The organism is Comamonas brasiliensis (assembly GCF_018292285.1).
GTDB classification, from domain to species: domain Bacteria; phylum Pseudomonadota; class Gammaproteobacteria; order Burkholderiales; family Burkholderiaceae_C; genus Comamonas; species Comamonas brasiliensis.
This window is the reverse complement of sequence record NZ_JAANES010000001.1, coordinates 1,725,811-1,742,292: the sequence shown is the minus strand read 5'-3', so window position 1 is coordinate 1,742,292 and position 16,482 is coordinate 1,725,811. Positions and strand designations below refer to the sequence as shown.

General features: G+C 63.4%; 15 protein-coding genes. 13 read left to right on the top strand and 2 right to left on the bottom strand.

The window, feature by feature from the left end:
• The first annotated feature begins 371 nt into the window (after positions 1–371).
• From DJFAAGMI_RS07890 to DJFAAGMI_RS07855, 8 genes are all read left to right on the top strand, one after another.
• On the top strand, positions 372–1,064 hold the full coding sequence (locus DJFAAGMI_RS07890; protein ID WP_211456604.1) for a substrate-binding domain-containing protein: 693 nt from the start codon (positions 372–374) through the stop codon (positions 1,062–1,064).
• 161 nt (positions 1,065–1,225) lie between these two features.
• On the top strand, positions 1,226–2,623 hold the full coding sequence (locus tag DJFAAGMI_RS07885) for an MFS transporter (protein WP_211456603.1): 1,398 nt from the start codon (positions 1,226–1,228) through the stop codon (positions 2,621–2,623).
• A gap of 40 nt (positions 2,624–2,663) precedes the next feature.
• Positions 2,664–3,692 (top strand): amidohydrolase family protein, encoded by a 1,029-nt coding sequence (locus tag DJFAAGMI_RS07880; RefSeq protein WP_003054189.1) that lies wholly within the window; start codon positions 2,664–2,666, stop codon positions 3,690–3,692.
• A gap of 132 nt (positions 3,693–3,824) precedes the next feature.
• Positions 3,825–4,508: a 4-carboxy-4-hydroxy-2-oxoadipate aldolase/oxaloacetate decarboxylase gene (gene ligK / locus DJFAAGMI_RS07875; RefSeq protein ID WP_003067555.1), complete on the top strand. Its 684-nt coding sequence runs from the start codon at positions 3,825–3,827 to the stop codon at positions 4,506–4,508.
• 168 nt (positions 4,509–4,676) lie between these two features.
• On the top strand, positions 4,677–5,594 hold the full coding sequence (locus DJFAAGMI_RS07870; RefSeq protein ID WP_211456602.1) for an amidohydrolase family protein: 918 nt from the start codon (positions 4,677–4,679) through the stop codon (positions 5,592–5,594).
• A gap of 82 nt (positions 5,595–5,676) precedes the next feature.
• Positions 5,677–6,126 carry a protocatechuate 4,5-dioxygenase subunit alpha gene (gene ligA, locus DJFAAGMI_RS07865; RefSeq protein WP_211456601.1) on the top strand — a complete coding sequence of 150 codons (450 nt, stop codon included), beginning with the start codon at positions 5,677–5,679 and terminating at the stop codon, positions 6,124–6,126.
• Between the two features lie 3 nt (positions 6,127–6,129).
• The gene (locus DJFAAGMI_RS07860; RefSeq protein WP_003054198.1) at positions 6,130–6,999 is read left to right on the top strand and encodes a class III extradiol dioxygenase subunit beta; all 870 of its coding nucleotides are present in this window, start codon (positions 6,130–6,132) and stop codon (positions 6,997–6,999) included.
• Between the two features lie 89 nt (positions 7,000–7,088).
• Positions 7,089–8,048, top strand: a complete 960-nt coding sequence (locus DJFAAGMI_RS07855; RefSeq protein ID WP_003054201.1) for a Gfo/Idh/MocA family oxidoreductase — start codon at positions 7,089–7,091, stop codon at positions 8,046–8,048.
• A 152-nt stretch (positions 8,049–8,200) separates the two neighbouring features.
• Here DJFAAGMI_RS07855 and DJFAAGMI_RS07850 read toward each other — a convergent pair whose 3' ends face one another.
• Positions 8,201–9,208: an AraC family transcriptional regulator gene (locus DJFAAGMI_RS07850; RefSeq protein WP_249333911.1), complete on the bottom strand. Its 1,008-nt coding sequence runs from the start codon at positions 9,206–9,208 to the stop codon at positions 8,201–8,203.
• A gap of 230 nt (positions 9,209–9,438) precedes the next feature.
• Between DJFAAGMI_RS07850 and DJFAAGMI_RS07845 the strand changes: the two genes are divergently transcribed.
• From DJFAAGMI_RS07845 to DJFAAGMI_RS07830, 4 genes are all read left to right on the top strand, one after another.
• Positions 9,439–10,899 carry a flavin-containing monooxygenase gene (locus DJFAAGMI_RS07845; protein ID WP_211456599.1) on the top strand — a complete coding sequence of 487 codons (1,461 nt, stop codon included), beginning with the start codon at positions 9,439–9,441 and terminating at the stop codon, positions 10,897–10,899.
• Positions 10,900–10,953: 54 nt separating this feature from the next.
• Positions 10,954–11,901, top strand: a complete 948-nt coding sequence (locus DJFAAGMI_RS07840; protein WP_211456598.1) for an alpha/beta hydrolase — start codon at positions 10,954–10,956, stop codon at positions 11,899–11,901.
• Between the two features lie 11 nt (positions 11,902–11,912).
• Positions 11,913–12,869 (top strand): 3-hydroxyacyl-CoA dehydrogenase, encoded by a 957-nt coding sequence (locus DJFAAGMI_RS07835; protein WP_211456597.1) that lies wholly within the window; start codon positions 11,913–11,915, stop codon positions 12,867–12,869.
• A 241-nt stretch (positions 12,870–13,110) separates the two neighbouring features.
• Positions 13,111–14,133 (top strand): aldo/keto reductase, encoded by a 1,023-nt coding sequence (locus DJFAAGMI_RS07830; protein WP_211456596.1) that lies wholly within the window; start codon positions 13,111–13,113, stop codon positions 14,131–14,133.
• Positions 14,134–14,306: 173 nt separating this feature from the next.
• Here the strand turns inward: DJFAAGMI_RS07830 and DJFAAGMI_RS07825 are convergent, their stop codons facing one another.
• A complete protein-coding gene (locus DJFAAGMI_RS07825) occupies positions 14,307–15,200 on the bottom strand; it encodes a CoA transferase (RefSeq protein WP_211456595.1) in 894 nt (297 codons plus the stop codon).
• Between the two features lie 285 nt (positions 15,201–15,485).
• On the opposite strand from DJFAAGMI_RS07825, the gene ygiD reads away from it, so the two are divergent.
• Complete coding sequence (ygiD, locus tag DJFAAGMI_RS07820; RefSeq protein WP_211456782.1) at positions 15,486–16,412, top strand: 4,5-DOPA-extradiol-dioxygenase; 927 nt, start codon at positions 15,486–15,488, stop codon at positions 16,410–16,412.
• The last annotated feature ends 70 nt before the right edge of the window (positions 16,413–16,482 follow it).

Below are 16,482 nucleotides of genomic sequence, written 5' to 3'. Positions count from 1 at the left end.
CACTAAATTCACTGTTGCTTATGCACAGCAATGATGGCCGAATGCTATTGAAAAAATAGCATTCGGCCTTTTCTCTTTATTGGCTTCACACTCTGTTTGTAGGTATTTATACGTGATATGAGCAAGCACTTTGCTATGCCTTTATGGCATAGCTGCTAGCGGAGGGCTTGCCTAGTAGGGGCGCTCGGGGCTGCCGACAATAGTCTCATTCGTTTTGACTAGACGGTTGCCCTTGCGCAAACCCTGTCGAGCGTCCCAGTCCTGCCGGTGCAGTGTGCCCGCAGCATGAGGGAGTAGCTCGCAAAGCCTTGAAGGCTGGGTTGCGGAATCTGGCAGGGCAGCCACCGCATCCACTTCAGGAGTCTTTCGGCATGAGCGCAGCACTCAAAGGCATTTCTTCCATGGCAACCCGGCAGGTCCTCGCCGATCTGGCAGCAGCATGGCAGGAGCAGGGCGGCGAGCCGGTGCAGATCGAATCCGTGGGCGGTGTGGATGCCGCGCAGCGCGTGCAGTCCGGTGCAGAGGCCTTTGATGTGGTCTTCTTGGCCTCCAACGCCATCGACAAGCTGCAGGCCGCCGGACGTTTGGTTGCAGGCAGCAAGGTGGATCTGGTGCTCTCCAGCACCGCTGTCGCCGTGCCTGCCGATGCGGCCCAGCCCGATATCGGCTCTGAGGAGGCCGTGCGCGCTGCCGTGCTGGCCGCGCCCAGCATCGGTTACTCCACCGGTCCCAGCGGCGTGGCGCTGCAAAAGCTGTTCGAGCGCTGGGGCATTGCCGACGAGATCCAGTCCCGCATCGTGCAGGCCAGGCCCGGCGTTCCCGTGGGCTCCATGATTGCTTCGGGAGAAGTGGCGCTGGGCTTTCAGCAGCTGAGCGAGCTGATCCATGTCGAAGGCATCCGCATCGTGGGCAGCCTGCCTGCCGCGATTGCCATCGACACCGTGTTCTCGGCCGGCCTGGTGGCGGGCTCGGCCCATGCCGATGCTGTGCAGCGTCTGCTGGCCTTCATGGCTTCGCCTGAGGCCGCAGCGGCCAAGCGCCGCCAGGGCATGGAACCCGCTTGAATTGATTCGTGTCCAGGCGGGGGCCTGGGCACTGCACCCCATCCAGCAAAAGGGCAGTCATAGCCCTTTCGTGACGGACGTACCAGATGCCTTCGAGGCTTTGGCGCCAGCCGCGAGACAGGAGATAGAGGCGACAAAGAGAGGCAACTGAGATTCCAACTATGACTTCGCAAACTAGCAAACAGAACACCGACTCGACGGTCGTCAACGTGCAGACCGTGCTCAACGAGAGCCCGTTCTCGGGCTTTCAGTGGGGGATTTTCTTCCTCTGCTTTTTGATTGTTCTGCTCGACGGTTTTGATACCGCCGCCATCGGCTTCATCGCGCCTTCGCTGCTTGGCGAATGGGGCATCGACAAATCCCATCTGGGTCCGGTGCTGAGCGCGGCCCTGTTCGGCCTGGCGTTCGGCGCGCTGGGCGCGGGTCCGCTGGCGGACCGCGTGGGCCGCAAGACCGTGCTGATCATCGCTGCGGTGGTGATGGGCGGCGCATCGATTGCTTCCGGCCTGGTGCATGACCTGCAAGGCCTGACCATCTGGCGCTTCATCACCGGCCTGGGTCTTGGCGCCGCCATGCCCAACGCCATCACGCTGATGAACGAATACTGCCCCGACAGCAAGCGTTCCTTCATCACCAACTGCATGTTCTGCGGCTTCCCCATCGGCTCGGCCTTCGGTGGCTTTATCGCAGCCTGGATGATTCCGCATTTCGGCTGGCGCAGCCTGCTGATCGTGGGCGGCGTGGTGCCCCTGATCCTGGCCGTGCTGATGATCGTGATGCTGCCCGAGTCGGTGCGTTTCATGGTGCTCAAGAACTACTCGGCCGACCGTGTACGCAAGGTGATGGTGCGTATCGCCGCAGGCACGCGCAATGCCGCGCGCTTCGTTCTGAACGACGGCGGCGAGGCTGCCGCCCAGGCACAGCAAGGCCCCCAGGGCCTGCGTCTGGTGTTCTCGCAGAAATATCTGGTCGGCACGCTGGCCCTGTGGGTGACATATTTCATGGGCCTGGTGATCGTCTACGGCCTGGTCAACTGGATGCCTGTGCTGTTCAAGGAAGCGGGCGTGCCCGCCAGCCAGGCTGCCGTGATTGCCGCGCTGTTCCAGCTTGGCGGCGTGGGCGCGATCTTTGTCGGCCTGCTGATGGACCGCTGGAATGCCAATCTGATCATTGCGGCCGGCTACTTCCTGACCAGCCTGGGCGTGGCCTTCATCGGCCAGGTGCTCGGCGGCGGCGTGGGCATGCTGGTGGCTTCGGTCTTCATTGCCGGTTTGCTGATGAATGCGGCACAGTCGTCCATGCAGGCGCTGGCTGCCGAGTACTACCCCACGGAATGCCGCGCCAGCGGTGTGTCCTGGATGTTGGGCATTGGCCGCTTTGGTGGCATTGCAGGCTCTTTCCTGGTGGCCGAGCTGTCGCGCCGTCACCTGGAGCTGCCGCAGGTCTTCATGGTGGTTGCCATTCCCGGCGTCATTGCTGCGCTGGCGCTGCTGGTCAAGAACCGCTATGCCGGCGGCGCACCGCGCACCTCCATGCTGGGCCTGGGCGGCGCGCACTGAACTTTTTGATAGACGAATTATTTTTTAACGGAGCTTGAAGATGATCATTGACGTACACGGTCACTACACCACGGCGCCTGCGGCTCTGGGCGCATGGCGCGATCTGCAGATCGCCGGCCTCAAGGACCCGAGCAAGACCCCGTCGGTGGCCGATCTGAAGATCAGCGACGATGAAATCCGCGAGACCATCGAAACCAACCAGCTGCGCCTGATGAAGGAGCGTGGTTCCGATCTGACCATCTTCAGCCCCCGTGCCTCGTTCATGGCGCACCACATCGGTGACTTCCAGACCTCCAGCACCTGGGCCGCCATCTGCAACGAGCTGTGCTTCCGCGTCAGCGAGCTGTTCCCCGACCACTTCATTCCCGCCGCCATGCTGCCCCAGTCGCCCGGCGTGGACCCTGCAACCTGCATTCCCGAGCTGGTCAAGTGCGTTGAGCAATACGGCAACGTGGGCCTGAACCTGAACCCCGATCCCTCGGGCGGCCACTGGACTTCGCCTCCGCTGTCCGACAAGAGCTGGTACCCCATCTACGAAAAGATGGTGGAGTACGACATCCCCGCGATGATCCACGTCTCCACCAGCTGCAATTCATGCTTTCACACCACGGGTAGCCACTATCTGAATGCCGACACCACGGCCTTCATGCAGTGCCTGACTTCGGATCTGTTCAAGGACTTCCCGACCCTGAAGTTCCTGATCCCCCATGGCGGCGGCGCCGTGCCTTACCACTGGGGCCGCTTCCGCGGTCTGGCGCAGGAGATGAAGAAGCCGCTGCTGGAAGAGCATCTGCTCAACAACATCTACTTCGACACCTGCGTCTATCACCAGCCCGGCATCAACTTGCTGACGGAAGTGATTCCGACCAAGAACATTCTGTTCGCCAGCGAAATGATCGGCGCCGTGCGCGGCATCGATCCGCAGACCGGTCACTACTACGACGACACCAAGCGCTACATCGAAGCCACGCAGAACCTGACGGCTGATGAAAAGCACGCCGTCTACGAAGGCAATGCCCGCCGCGTGTTCACGCGCCTGGACAAGGCGCTGAAGGCCAAGGGTCTGTAACTTCTCAAAAAGAGAGCTGCTATCGCAAGGGATGAAACGTTTTCAATACGAAAACTATTCAAATCTGATGCTTTACAAGCGATAGAAGCTCACTTTTTTGATTCAATAACGTCAAAGCAAAGAGGTATTTCCATGTACGAACTGGGAGTTGTCTACCGCAATATCCAGCGCGCCGACCGCGCTGCTGCTGACGGCCTGGCCGCCCTGGGCTCCGCTACCGTGCACGAGGCCATGGGCCGCGTCGGTCTGCTCAAGCCCTATATGCGCCCCATCTATGCCGGCAAGCAGGTCTCCGGCACCGCCGTCACCGTGCTGCTGCAGCCCGGCGACAACTGGATGATGCATGTGGCGGCCGAGCAGATTCAGCCCGGCGACATTGTGGTCGCTGCCGTCACCGCCGAGTGCACCGACGGCTACTTCGGCGACCTGCTGGCCACCAGCTTCCAGGCGCGCGGCGCACGCGCGCTGATCATCGATGCCGGCGTGCGTGACGTGAAGACGCTGCAGGAGATGGACTTCCCGGTCTGGAGCAAGGCTATCTCTTCCAAGGGCACGATCAAGGCCACCCTGGGCTCGGTCAACATCCCCATCGTCTGCGCCGGCATGCTGGTCACGCCCGGTGACGTGATCGTCGCCGACGACGACGGCGTGGTCTGCGTGCCCGCCGCGCGTGCCGTGGAAGTGCTGGCTGCTGCCCAGAAGCGCGAAAGCTTCGAAGGCGAAAAGCGCGCCAAGCTGGCCTCGGGCGTCCTGGGCCTGGATATGTACAAGATGCGCGAGCCCCTGGAAAAGGCTGGCCTGAAATATATTGACTAACACCCCCTGAGTCGCTTCGCCTAGGCGGCCCCGCGCCTTCTCCCTCTCTCGCTTTGCGGAGGGGGACGATGCCCTCGCTGCGAGGCGGCTCTTGCTTGGCATCTCTGAGTTGTGCGGCGCCAGTATTGGCGGCTATGGCCCACTCACAGACTATCGAGGAAAAGACAAATGAGCCAATTTGAAAAGACCCCCGGCTGGCTGGACTGGTACGCCAACCCCAGCAAGCCCCAGTTCAAGCTGCCTGCCGGCGCTGTGGATGCGCACTGCCACGTGTTCGGCCCCGGCAACGAGTTCCCCTTTGCCCCCGAGCGCAAGTACACCCCCTGCGATGCGAGCAAGGCCCAGCTGTATGCGCTGCGCGACCATCTGGGTTTTGCGCGCAATGTGGTGGTGCAGGCCACCTGCCACGGTGCGGACAACCGCGCCATGGTCGATGCCTGCAAGTCCTCGGGCGGCAAGGCCCGCGGCGTGGCCACGGTCAAGCGCTCCATCAGCGATGCCGAGCTGCAGGAGCTGCACGACGCCGGCGTGCGCGGCGTGCGCTTCAACTTCGTCAAGCGTCTGGTGGACTTCACGCCCAAGGACGAGCTGATGGAGATCGCGGGCCGCATCGCCAAGCTGGGCTGGCATGTGGTGATCTATTTCGAAGCCGTGGATCTGCCCGAGCTGTGGGACTTCTTCACCGCGCTGCCCACCACCGTGGTGGTCGACCACATGGGCCGCCCCGACGTCACCAAGGGCGTGGACAGCGACGAGTTCGCCCTGTTCCTGAAGTTTATGCGCGAGCACCAGAACGTGTGGAGCAAGGTGTCCTGCCCCGAGCGTCTGTCCCTCACCGGCCCCAAGGCCCTTCATGGTGAGCAGAACGCCTACCAGGACGTGGTGCCTTTCGCGCGCCGCGTGGTCGAGGAATTCCCCGATCGCGTGCTCTGGGGCACGGACTGGCCGCACCCCAACCTGAAGGACCACATGCCCGACGACGGCCTGCTGGTGGACTTCATTCCCCATATCGCTCCTACCGCGCAGCTGCAGCAAAAGCTGCTGGTGGACAACCCCATGCGTCTGTACTGGCCCGAAGAGGTCTGACGGAGTTCCGGCGACACATACACCCGGAAACAGGCCGCAGCCTTGTCGCATGGGCTGCGCCATCCGTAAACGAGGAGAATTTATGGCTTTGGAAAAACCGTATCTGGACGTGCCCGGCACCATCATTTTCGATGCCGAGCAGTCCCGCAGGGGCTACTGGCTCAACCAGTTCTGCATGAGCCTGATGAAGGCCGAGAACCGCGATCGCTTCCGTGCCAACGAGCGTGCCTATCTCGACGAGTGGGCGATGACCGAGGAGCAGAAGCAGGCCGTGCTGGCGCGCGATCTGAACTGGTGCATGCGCACCGGCGGCAATATCTACTTCCTGGCCAAGATCGGCGCCACCGACGGCAAGAGCTTCCAGCAGATGGCCGGCTCCATGACCGGCATGACCGAAGAGGAATACCGCGCCATGATGATGGGCGGCGGCCGCTCTGCCGAAGGCAATCGCTATGTGGGCGAAGACGGCGATGCGCAGGCACACCATCAGCCCCAGGGCAGCGCAGGCAACCAGAACAAGGAAGGCAACTAAGACATGGCACGCATCACCGCATCCGTTTTCACCTCGCACGTGCCTGCCATCGGCGCTGCCATGGACATGGGCAAGACCCAGGAAGCTTACTGGGCGCCTCTGTTCAAGGGTTATGACTTCTCCCGCCAGTGGATGAAGGACAACAAGCCCGACGTGATCTTCCTGGTCTACAACGACCACGCCACGGCCTTCAGCCTGGACTGCATTCCCACCTTCGCCATCGGCACGGCTGCGGAATTCCAGCCCGCCGACGAAGGCTGGGGCCCACGTCCCGTGCCCAAGGTGGTCGGCCATCCCGATCTGGCCAGCCACATTGCCCAGTCCGTGATTCAGCAGGACTTCGATCTGACCATCGTCAACAAGATGGACGTGGACCACGGCCTGACGGTGCCGCTGTCGCTGATGTGCGGCGAGCAGGACCCCAAGACCGGCTCCTGGCCCTGCCCGGTGATCCCCTTCGCCGTGAACGTGGTGCAGTATCCCGTGCCCACCGGCCAGCGCTGCTTCAACCTGGGTCGCGCCATCCGCAAGGCCGTGGAGAGCTACGACCAGGACATCAACGTGCATATCTGGGGCACGGGCGGCATGAGCCATCAGTTGCAGGGTGCGCGCGCCGGCCTGATCAACAAGGAATGGGACAACCAGTTCCTGGACCTGCTGGTCGAGAACCCGCATGGACTGGCGCAGATGCCGCATATCGACTATGTGCGCGAAGCCGGCTCGGAAGGCATCGAGCTGGTGATGTGGCTGATTGCGCGCGGCGCCATGTCCGATGTGGACGGCCCCGCACCGCTGCCCAAGGTGGCGCACCGCTTCTACCATGTGCCTGCATCGAACACCGCAGTGGGCCATCTGATCCTCGAGAATCAGTAAACGTCTCACCACGTTCGCTGCTTCGCGTATTCACTGCCCCCCTGTGGGGGGCTTCGCCTCCCTGAGGCGGCTCTACGGAGATCCCAATCATGAGCAAGACCATCAAAGTAGCGCTGGCTGGCGCGGGTGCCTTCGGCATCAAGCACCTGGACGGCATCAAGAACATCGACGGCGTGGAAGTCGTCTCCCTGGTCGGTCGCCGCTTTGACCAGACCAAGGAAGTGGCCGACAAGTACGGTATCGCACATGTGGCAACCGATCTGGCCGAAAGCCTGGCGCTGCCCGAAGTCGATGCCGTGATCCTGTGCACGCCCACGCAGATGCACGCCGAGCAGGCCATCGCCTGCATGAAGGCCGGCAAGCACGTGCAGGTCGAGATTCCTCTGGCCGATGCCCTGAAGGACGCCCAGGAAGTGGCCGAGCTGCAAAAGCAGACCGGTCTGGTGGCCATGGTGGGCCATACCCGCCGCTTCAATCCCAGCCACCAGTGGGTGCACAAGAAGATCGAGGCCGGCGAGTTCAACATCCAGCAGATGGATGTGCAAACCTACTTCTTCCGCCGCACCAATATGAATGCGCTGGGCCAGGCCCGCAGCTGGACCGACCATCTGCTGTGGCACCATGCTGCCCACACCGTGGACCTGTTCGCTTACCAGGCCGGTAGCCCCATCGTCAAGGCCAACGCCGTGCAAGGCCCGATCCACAAGGATCTGGGCATCGCCATGGACATGAGCATCCAGCTCAAGGCCGCCAACGGCGCGATCTGCACGCTGAGCCTGTCGTTCAACAATGACGGCCCTCTGGGCACCTTCTTCCGCTACATCGGCGACACCGGCACCTATCTGGCCCGCTACGACGATCTGTACACCGGCAAGGACGAGAAGATCGACGTGTCCCAGGTCGACGTGTCCATGAACGGCATTGAACTGCAGGACCGCGAATTCTTCGCCGCCATCCGCGAAGGCCGCGAACCCAACTCCAGCGTGCAGCAGGTCTTCAACTGCTACAAGGTCCTGCACGACCTGGAGCAGCAACTGAACGCGGATTGATCAGCACGGACTGATTGCCTGGCGCATCTCCGCACGAAAGCCCCCGCAGCCTATGGCCGCGGGGGCTGGTTTCATTGCGCAAAGTCTCTGTCGCTGCGCGAGGAGATCGCAGTCGCATTCTTGTGTGGCCGAATCCAGGCCCTATACCGAGGCTATCTCTCCCAGGAGCCATGGCGCAGCTGACGGGGGGATTGGCCAAACCAGCGCTGGCACGCTCGGGTGAGCACGGCCTGGTCTGAATACCCCAGCAATTGCGCGATATGGCCCAGGCTCAGTTCGGGCTGTGCGAGCAATTGGGCCACCCAGGTCTTGCGTGCGCTGTCGCGCAGTTCCTCGAAGGCTGTGCCTTCCGCTTGCAGGCGTCGCTGCAGGGTGCGCGGGTGCTGGCTCAGGGCGCGTGCCGCCGAGGGCAGGTCGGCCATGCCCATGCGAACCAGATTGGCCAGCGCGTTGCGCACCTGGTCCGTCACACTGGTATCCCTGCCTGGTGCGGCTCCCAGCAGGAAACGTTCGACAAACTGCTGTAGCAGCCGGTTGTGCCGAGGCATGGGCTGACGCCAGGCCAGCGGGTCGACGGCAATGCCGTCAAAGGTAGAGCCAAAGCGCGGCAACTGGCCCAGGTGCCGCCGGTATTGCGCGCTGCTGCCCACGGGGGCATGGCGCAGATGGATGGCGGAGGGGCGCAGTGCGCCTTCGGACAGCACATGGATCAGGCGGCACATATAGGCCACGCAGATTTCCGTGCCCTGGGGCATGTGGGCGTGGGAGGGCAGGCGCGAGAGCACCTCCACGCATTCCAGCCCCTCGTCAGGCGCCATGAAGGTTCTGTAGCTCAGGGTGGGGTTGTGGAAGTGGACATATTTGCCGCCCTGCATCATGCCCTCGCGCACGGTGGGCGCTGACTGTATGACCAGTCCCAGCAGGCCCAGGGTTTCGACACCTTGCCGGGCGCACAGGCGCAGCCCGAAATCCTGCACGCCCAGCACGCAGGCGGCTTCTTCTATGGCCAGGGCCACGGCGTGACTGGGCAGGTAGCGCTCGGGGTCGGCCAGATCGTCAGGCACCAGGCCGCAGGCGCGCAGGATGGCGGCGGGGTCGCCGCCCTGTGCGCGCACCAGGTCTTCAAAGCCCGCGAGCGAGGCGGCGCGGACACTGGTCATGACGGCGGAATCAGCAGGCTTGGTAGGCATCGGGGTATGTACTGCATGTCGTTCAACATCAAAATCCTGTCGCGCAAACACAAGTTTTGCCAGAGGGCTAGACCTAGCATGGCTGCGTGACAGACACGAGTGACGCAAATCAGATCTAGGCGGGAGCTTCACCTCCAGGCCACGATCCCGGCTCATTCCTGTCGGCTCACGCCCCAGCAGACAAGCAGGAGACACCCGGTATGGCACAGCATTTCGACTTTCTCATCATCGGCGCCGGTATTTCCGGCATTGGTGCGGCGCGTCATCTGCGTGAGCAGTTCGCGGACCGCAGCCTCGCCATCCTCGAGGCCATGGACGGCTTCGGCGGCACCTGGTGGACGCACCGCTACCCGGGGGCGCGCTCGGACAGCGACCTGTTCACCTATGGCTATGGCTTCAAGCCCTGGACGGGCAATGCCATTGCCACGGCGGACGAGATTCGTCACTACCTGGCCGAGACCATTGAGGAGAACGGTCTGGCCCCGCTGATCCGCTACGGCCACAAGGTGCAATCGGCCCGATGGTCCTCTGAAGACAGGCTCTGGACATTGGAAGTCACCCACAGCGGCTCGGACGAGGTGCAGACCTTCACCACCGGTTTCCTCTGGGTCTGCGCCGGCTATTACGACCACGGCCAGGGCTATACGCCCGAGTGGCCGACGCTCAAGGACTTCAAGGGCCAGGTCATTCACCCGCAGCACTGGCCGCAGGACTTGGATTACGCGGGCAAGCGCATCGTGGTCATAGGCTCGGGTGCCACGGCGGCCACGCTGATCCCCAGCCTGGCTCCGGATGCCGGCCATGTGACCATGCTGCAGCGCTCGCCCACCTTCTTCCTGCCCGCGTCCGAGCATCCGCTTGTGCCGCTGCTCAAGCCTTTGAACCTGCCCGAGGAGTGGTACCACGAGATCATGCGCCGCGCCTTTATCGCGCGCACCGACGAGATCGTGCAAACCTCCAGGCAGCACCCCGAAGCGATGCGCGCCTTCCTGCTTGGCGAGATCCGTTCGCACCTGCCCGAGGGCTTCGACATCGACAAGCACTTCAACCCCGGCTACCGCCCCTGGCAGCAGCGCATTGCCGTGGTGCCCAACGGAGACTTCTTCCAGGCCATGCGCGAGGGCAAGGCCTCGGTGGTGACGGACACCATAGAGAACTTCGACGCCAGCGGCATCCAGCTGACCGGCGGCGGGCATCTGGACGCCGACATCATCGTTACTGCCACGGGCTTCAATCTCAAGCTGTTCGGTGGCATTGCGTTCAGCGTGGATGGCGCGCCGGTGGATTTTCGCGAGCGCATCTCCTACCGCGGCGTGATGATCGAGGGCTTGCCCAATATGGCCTACACCCAGGGTTACTTCCGCTCCAGCTGGACGCTGCGCTGCGACCTGGTGTGCGACTGGGTGTGCCGCCTGCTTGCCCATATGCGCGAGCAAGGCCATGCCGAGGTGCGGCCCACGGTGGCTGCGGCCGATGCCGGCATGCAGCGCCTGTCATGGATAGAGGCCGACAACTTCAACGCCGGCTATGTGCTGCGTGCGCAGGATGCCATGTTCGGCCAGGGCGCCCGCCAGCCCTGGAGGCATGACCTGGAGTACGCCGAAGAGCGCGTGGTTCTGCCTGCCGCATCGCTGCAGGACGATGCCTTGGCCTATCGCTAGATCCGTCCCCCGTATCCCTTGCCTCGATCTTTATAACGACAGGAGACTTCAAGCATGGCTCTCGATCCCCATCTGGCCGGCGTCCTGCAGCAACTGGCCGCTGCCAACAGGAAATCCACCGCCGAAGGCACACCCGAAGAGGGCCGCGCCGGCTATCTGGCGCTGACCCGTGGCTCGCTCACGCCCGAGCAGATCGTGCCCGTGGCCAGCGTGCAGGACACGATCGTGCCCGGCGGCGCAGGCCCTGTGGCCGCGCGCATCTATCGGCCCGAAGGCGCTGGGCCTTTTCCCACCGTGGCCTATTTCCACGGCGGAGGCTATGTCATCGGCAACCTGGACACGCATGACAATATGTGCCGCGAGATCTGCCGTGGCGCGCAGGCCGTGGTGGTGTCGGTGGACTACCGGCTGGCCCCCGAGCATCCTTTCCCTGCAGGCATAGAGGACGCCGTGGCTGCCGCTCGATGGGTGGTCGCCAATGCGCCAGAGCTGGGGGGCAGCGCCACCGTGGCCGTGGCCGGCGATAGCGCTGGCGGCAACTTCTGCGCCGTGGTGACGCAGCAGCTGCGCGATGCGGGCATTCCTCTGGCTGCGCAATTTCTCATCTACCCCGCGGTAGACCACGCCGCCGCCGAGTACGCCAGCGCCGAGCAGAACGCCAAGGGCTATTTCCTGGAAGCCGAGACCATGGCCTGGTTCTACAACCATTACGCCGGCGCCTGCCCCGATGCGCTGGACCCGCGCCTGGCACCACTGCAGGCCAGGAGCCTGGCAAACCTGCCACCCGCCGTGATCGTGAATGCCGAGTTCGATCCGCTGCGTGATCAGGGCGCTGCCTATGCCGAGGCACTGCGTGCTGCGGGCGGGCAGGCCGAGCTGATTGAAGGTGCGGGCATGATCCACGGCTTCTTCGACATGGGCCGCTGGTCGCCCGGCGCGCAGGCCGTCATCACGCGCAGCATCGAGCGCTTTGCCGCGCTGCTCAACACAAGAACCCATTGAGGAGGCCCGCAATGACCCATGTGAATCACCTGAGCGTCCTCGGTTCGGGCGTGCTGGGTGGCCAGATTGCCTGGCACAGCGCGTTCAAGGGCAAAACCGTTGCTGTCTACGACATCTCGGAAGATGCGCTGGCGCGCTGCCTTGCCGCACAGGCGCAGTACGCAGCCATCTATCTGGCAGAACTCGGTGCCAGCGAAGCCGATATCAAGGCCACGCGCCAGCGCCTGAGCTTCACCACGGACATGGCACAGGCCGTGGCCAAGGCCGATCTGGTCATCGAAGCCGTGCCGGAGATCCCGGATGTCAAGGCCAGTGTCTACCGGCAGATGGCGCCACTGCTGCAGGCACACACCGTGGTCGCCACCAATTCGTCCACCTTTTTGCCCAGCGATTTCGCGGCTGCTACGGGCCGGCCCGAAAAGTTCTGTGCGCTGCACTACGCCAACTACATCTGGTCCGCCAATGTCGTGGAGATCATGCCGCACGGGGCGACGGCCCGGGCCACGCTGGAGACCGTCACCCGGTTCGGCATAGAGACCGGCATGGTGCCGATTCCCATTGCCGTGGAGCACAACGGCTATGTCATCAACACCTGGTTCCCCGCACTGCTCAAGGCGGCCCAGACGCTGGTGACCAATGGCATCGCCACGCCCCAGGATGTGGACCGAACCTTCCTGATCGCCAACCGCGGTGCCCGCATGGGGCCGTTCGGCATGATGGACATCGTGGGCATGAAGACTTGCTACGACGTGTCCTCCTACTGGGGCCGGCTGCAGGGCGATGCGCAGCAACTGGCCAATGCCGAATACGTCAAGACCCAGTTGATGGACAAGGGCCGAACCGGCATGCTGGCGGGCAAGGGCTATTACGACTACCCGAATCCGGCCTATGCGGCGGCGGACTTTCTGGATGTGCCTGCGCTGTCGCAGCTATCTGACATCGTCGATCGCTGTACTTCAAGAGCCTGAGCCTTTGATGTATTTATGGCGCATGCGGTCCTGCCTCTGTGCCAGGCGCCTGGTGAGGCAATGAGGCAGTGCTGGGCAGGCGCCTGACGAGCACAGATTTTGACGCGGACATTATTTGGGCTTGGCATCGGCCATACACGAACCGGAAGGCTGCTGCTGGAATAATATTGCTCCAGCTTGTATAGCGGCCTGCGCCCGCGCTTGGTTCGGTTGAAGGCCTTTGGATGCATAAGGAAAGTTAATGGAAAACCGCAAAATCGGCCCATTCAGCGTGGCCAATGTGGCGCTGGGCTGCATGAATTTCTGCCATGCCTACGGCAACCCCGTCTCCACCGAGCAATCGCACGCCGTGCTGCATGCGGCCCTGGATGCGGGCGTAACCCTGTTCGACACCGCTGCACTCTATGGCTTTGGCGCCAGCGAATCGCTGATCGGCCCCGTGCTCAAGCCGCATCGCAACCACATCACCCTGGCCAGCAAATGCGGCATGGCCGGTGTGCGCGGCGAAGACGGCGTGATGCGCCGCGTCATCGACGGTCGCCCCAGGACGCTGCGCCAGAACTGCGAAGACAGTCTCAAGCGCCTGGGCACCGACGTGATTGATCTCTACTATCTGCATCGCTGGGACAGGAACGTGCCCATCGAGGAATCGGTGGGCGAGATGGCACGCCTGAAGGAAGAGGGCAAGGTTCGCGCCCTGGGTCTGTCGGAAGTGGGGGTCGACGCGCTGCGCCGTGCACACAAGGAGCACCCGATTGCCGCGCTGCAAAGCGAATATTCGCTGTGGTCGCGCAATGCAGAGCTGGGCACGCTTGCCGCCTGCAAGGAACTGGGCATTGCCTATGTGGCCTTCAGCCCCATGGGCCGTGCCTTTTTCAGCGGCAAGCTGCAGCAGGTGGACAACCTGGTCAAGGGCGATATCCGCGCCTCCATGCCGCGCTTTGCCGGTGAGGCCTATGCGCAGAATCTACGCCTGCTGGCGCCCATGCAGGCCGTGGCGGAAAAGGCCGGCTGCACGCTGGCCGAGCTGGCCATCGCCTGGGTGCTGCACCAGGGTGAGCATGTGATTGCCTTGCCCGGCACCACCAGCGTGGAGCATCTGCACGAAGACATTCGCGGCGGCCGCGTCCATCTCGACGCCGAGCTGCTGGCCGAGCTCGATGACATCTTCAAGCCCGAAGCCATTGCCGGCGACCGCTATGCGCTGCAAGGCCAGGGCGAGGTCGATACCGAGAAATACGCGTTTGAAAAGCGCCCAGGCTAGTGCCTTTGCGGACGCCCGGTCAGGGGTGGTCTGCGGCGTTGCCGCGCCGGCCGCGCAAATCCTCGCAATAGCACCACTATTGCTGCGGTATCGCGCGCGGGGGGGCGCCCCCTAGCACCCCATCCCGCGAAGGCCCTAGAGCGGAGGGGAGCGTAAACAGGTTCTGGTTTGCTTCAGGTTTGGGGCAGGGCGTGCAGGGGAATATCCCTGTCCTGGGCCAGCTGCATCAACTGCGCGCAGCTGCGCGAGGCCAGAAACCGGGCTACGCCCTGATGAATCTCGGGCTTGCGCATATCGGTTGGGTGGCTGAACAGCAGGTCCGCCGCTTCGCACAGGCGCTGGGCAAAGTGAGGCTCCAGCGCGGCAACGGCCACGATGCCGTCGGCGCAGGGATAGATGCGGTAGCCCGCATGGGCGCCGCCGACATCGCCCACGGGCTGGGTCAGGCCCCAGTGCCAGGGCAGGGCCAGCCATTGCGCGGCCTGGGCCAGGCCGACTTCGCGAAGGATGCCGCGCCCGCTGCGGCTGCTGACGAGCACGGCCTGGAGAACGGCCTCGCTGGCCATCAGCGCTCCCGCCATATCGGCAAACAGGCTGGGGGGGAGGGCGGTGCTGTGCACCAGTCCGGCTTCGGCTTGATAGGTGAGGTCGTGACCGGGGACATCGGCCAGCTCGCCCGCGCTGCCGACTACGCGCACCAGCGACAGCCCGGGGTAGCGCTGCTGCAGGGCTTCCCAGCCCAGACCCAGCTTGCTCAGGGCCGAGGGACGAAACGAGGTCAGCAGCACATCGGTTTGCGCCAGTTGCGCATGCAGGCTGGCCTGGCCTTCGGCGGTCTTGAGATCGGCCTGCAGGATTTGCACCTGGTCATGCATCTGTGCGTAGGCATCGGGGCAGTAAAGGCCCATGGGGTCGGCGCTGCGGTCTGCGCCGGCGGCCAGGGGCTCGAGCTTGCGGCAATCGGCTCCCATGCCGGCGCAGCGCCACAGGGCGGCGGGCCCGGGCAGGTTCAGAGCCAGGCTGAGTATGCGAATTCCTTGCAGGGGTTGAGTGGCGGTGCTGGGCATGAGTGGGAGTATTCCTTGTCTGGACTTGTGCAAGCCAGGGTGGTATCAGGATGGCTTGCTTGAAGCGAAGCCCTTGCCTGATCCTGATTGGCGTGAGTCGTGCTTGTGCAACTGCTTGTTCAACTGCTGTTGTAGTGCAAGCGGGGCCCTGACCCTGGCACTTTCAGGACAGTCTGTTGCGCTGGCGATGCTTTCATGCATTGTTGTGCTGTGGCAAGCTTGCCCGTCTGTAAAAAATGCCCCTAGGGGCGTGTTCGATTGACCGAGATGCGTAGACGTACGCTTTTGTCCCTGGGCGCAGCCTCCGTGTTGGCCGTCGGCGGGGGCTGGAAGGCTTTTTCCATGAACTCCACTTCTTCTTCCCTGTTGCCCGAGCAGCTGCTGCAGCAGCTCAAGCCTTCGCCGCGCATGCCGGTGATGTTCCTGGGCCATGGCAGCCCCATGAATGTGATCGAGGACACGCACTGGCGCCAGAGCTGGAAGGCACTGGGTCAGGAGCTGACGGCCAAGGGCATTGCGCCGCAGCTGATTCTCTGCGTCTCGGCCCACTGGCTGACCGAGTCCGACTGGGCGCTGACCGGCATGGCCCAGCCGCGCACGATTCATGATTTCGGCGGTTTTCCGCAAGAGCTGTTCGATCAGCAATATCCGGCCCCCGGCGCGCCCGAGGTGGCCAGGCAGCTGGCGGCCGAGCTGCATTCGCCGCTGGACGGATCGGCCTTGCTGGTGGACCAGAAATGGGGCTTCGACCACGGCACCTGGTCGGTGCTGCTGCCCATGTTTCCCGAGGCCAGCATTCCCGTCATGCAGCTGAGCATGCCTTACGGGCTGGCGCCGGAAAAGCATTTCGAGATGGGTCGCCAGCTGCGCGCGCTGCGCGACCGCGGCGTGCTCATCGTGGGCAGCGGCAATGTCGTGCACAACCTGCGCGCCATGCAGCGCGGTGCCAGCGACAACCAGGCCTATGACTGGACGATCCAGTTCGACACCGAAGTGCAGCAGCGCCTGGACAGCGGCAATCTGGCCGATCTGAGCACCTTCCTGGACTGGGGCCCGCAGGCCCGTCTGGCCCATCCCACGCACGACCACTATCTGCCCCTGCTGTATGCGGCAGGGGCCGTGCAGGAGGGCGAAGCGCCACGCGTGTTCAACACGGCCTACCAGTATGCGGCGCTATCCATGCGCTCGGCCATCTGGGGATTGAGCGCCTGATCAATATTTTGATAGCTTGCTGCGCTTGTTGTACAAAGTTTTCAGATGCTTTTCTGCCTGAAAACGATAT

Bases quoted from the DNA above. Each gene is read 5' to 3' on its own strand.
- DJFAAGMI_RS07890 (WP_211456604.1), top strand. From the start codon at position 372: ATGAGCGCAGCACTCAAAGGCATTTCTTCCATGGCAACCCGGCAGGTC.
- DJFAAGMI_RS07885 (WP_211456603.1), top strand. From the start codon at position 1,226: ATGACTTCGCAAACTAGCAAACAGAACACCGACTCGACGGTCGTCAAC.
- DJFAAGMI_RS07880 (WP_003054189.1), top strand. From the start codon at position 2,664: ATGATCATTGACGTACACGGTCACTACACCACGGCGCCTGCGGCTCTG.
- ligK (WP_003067555.1), top strand. From the start codon at position 3,825: ATGTACGAACTGGGAGTTGTCTACCGCAATATCCAGCGCGCCGACCGC.
- DJFAAGMI_RS07870 (WP_211456602.1), top strand. From the start codon at position 4,677: ATGAGCCAATTTGAAAAGACCCCCGGCTGGCTGGACTGGTACGCCAAC.
- ligA (WP_211456601.1), top strand. From the start codon at position 5,677: ATGGCTTTGGAAAAACCGTATCTGGACGTGCCCGGCACCATCATTTTC.
- DJFAAGMI_RS07860 (WP_003054198.1), top strand. From the start codon at position 6,130: ATGGCACGCATCACCGCATCCGTTTTCACCTCGCACGTGCCTGCCATC.
- DJFAAGMI_RS07855 (WP_003054201.1), top strand. From the start codon at position 7,089: ATGAGCAAGACCATCAAAGTAGCGCTGGCTGGCGCGGGTGCCTTCGGC.
- DJFAAGMI_RS07850 (WP_249333911.1), bottom strand. From the start codon at position 9,208: ATGACCAGTGTCCGCGCCGCCTCGCTCGCGGGCTTTGAAGACCTGGTG.
- DJFAAGMI_RS07845 (WP_211456599.1), top strand. From the start codon at position 9,439: ATGGCACAGCATTTCGACTTTCTCATCATCGGCGCCGGTATTTCCGGC.
- DJFAAGMI_RS07840 (WP_211456598.1), top strand. From the start codon at position 10,954: ATGGCTCTCGATCCCCATCTGGCCGGCGTCCTGCAGCAACTGGCCGCT.
- DJFAAGMI_RS07835 (WP_211456597.1), top strand. From the start codon at position 11,913: ATGACCCATGTGAATCACCTGAGCGTCCTCGGTTCGGGCGTGCTGGGT.
- DJFAAGMI_RS07830 (WP_211456596.1), top strand. From the start codon at position 13,111: ATGGAAAACCGCAAAATCGGCCCATTCAGCGTGGCCAATGTGGCGCTG.
- DJFAAGMI_RS07825 (WP_211456595.1), bottom strand. From the start codon at position 15,200: ATGCCCAGCACCGCCACTCAACCCCTGCAAGGAATTCGCATACTCAGC.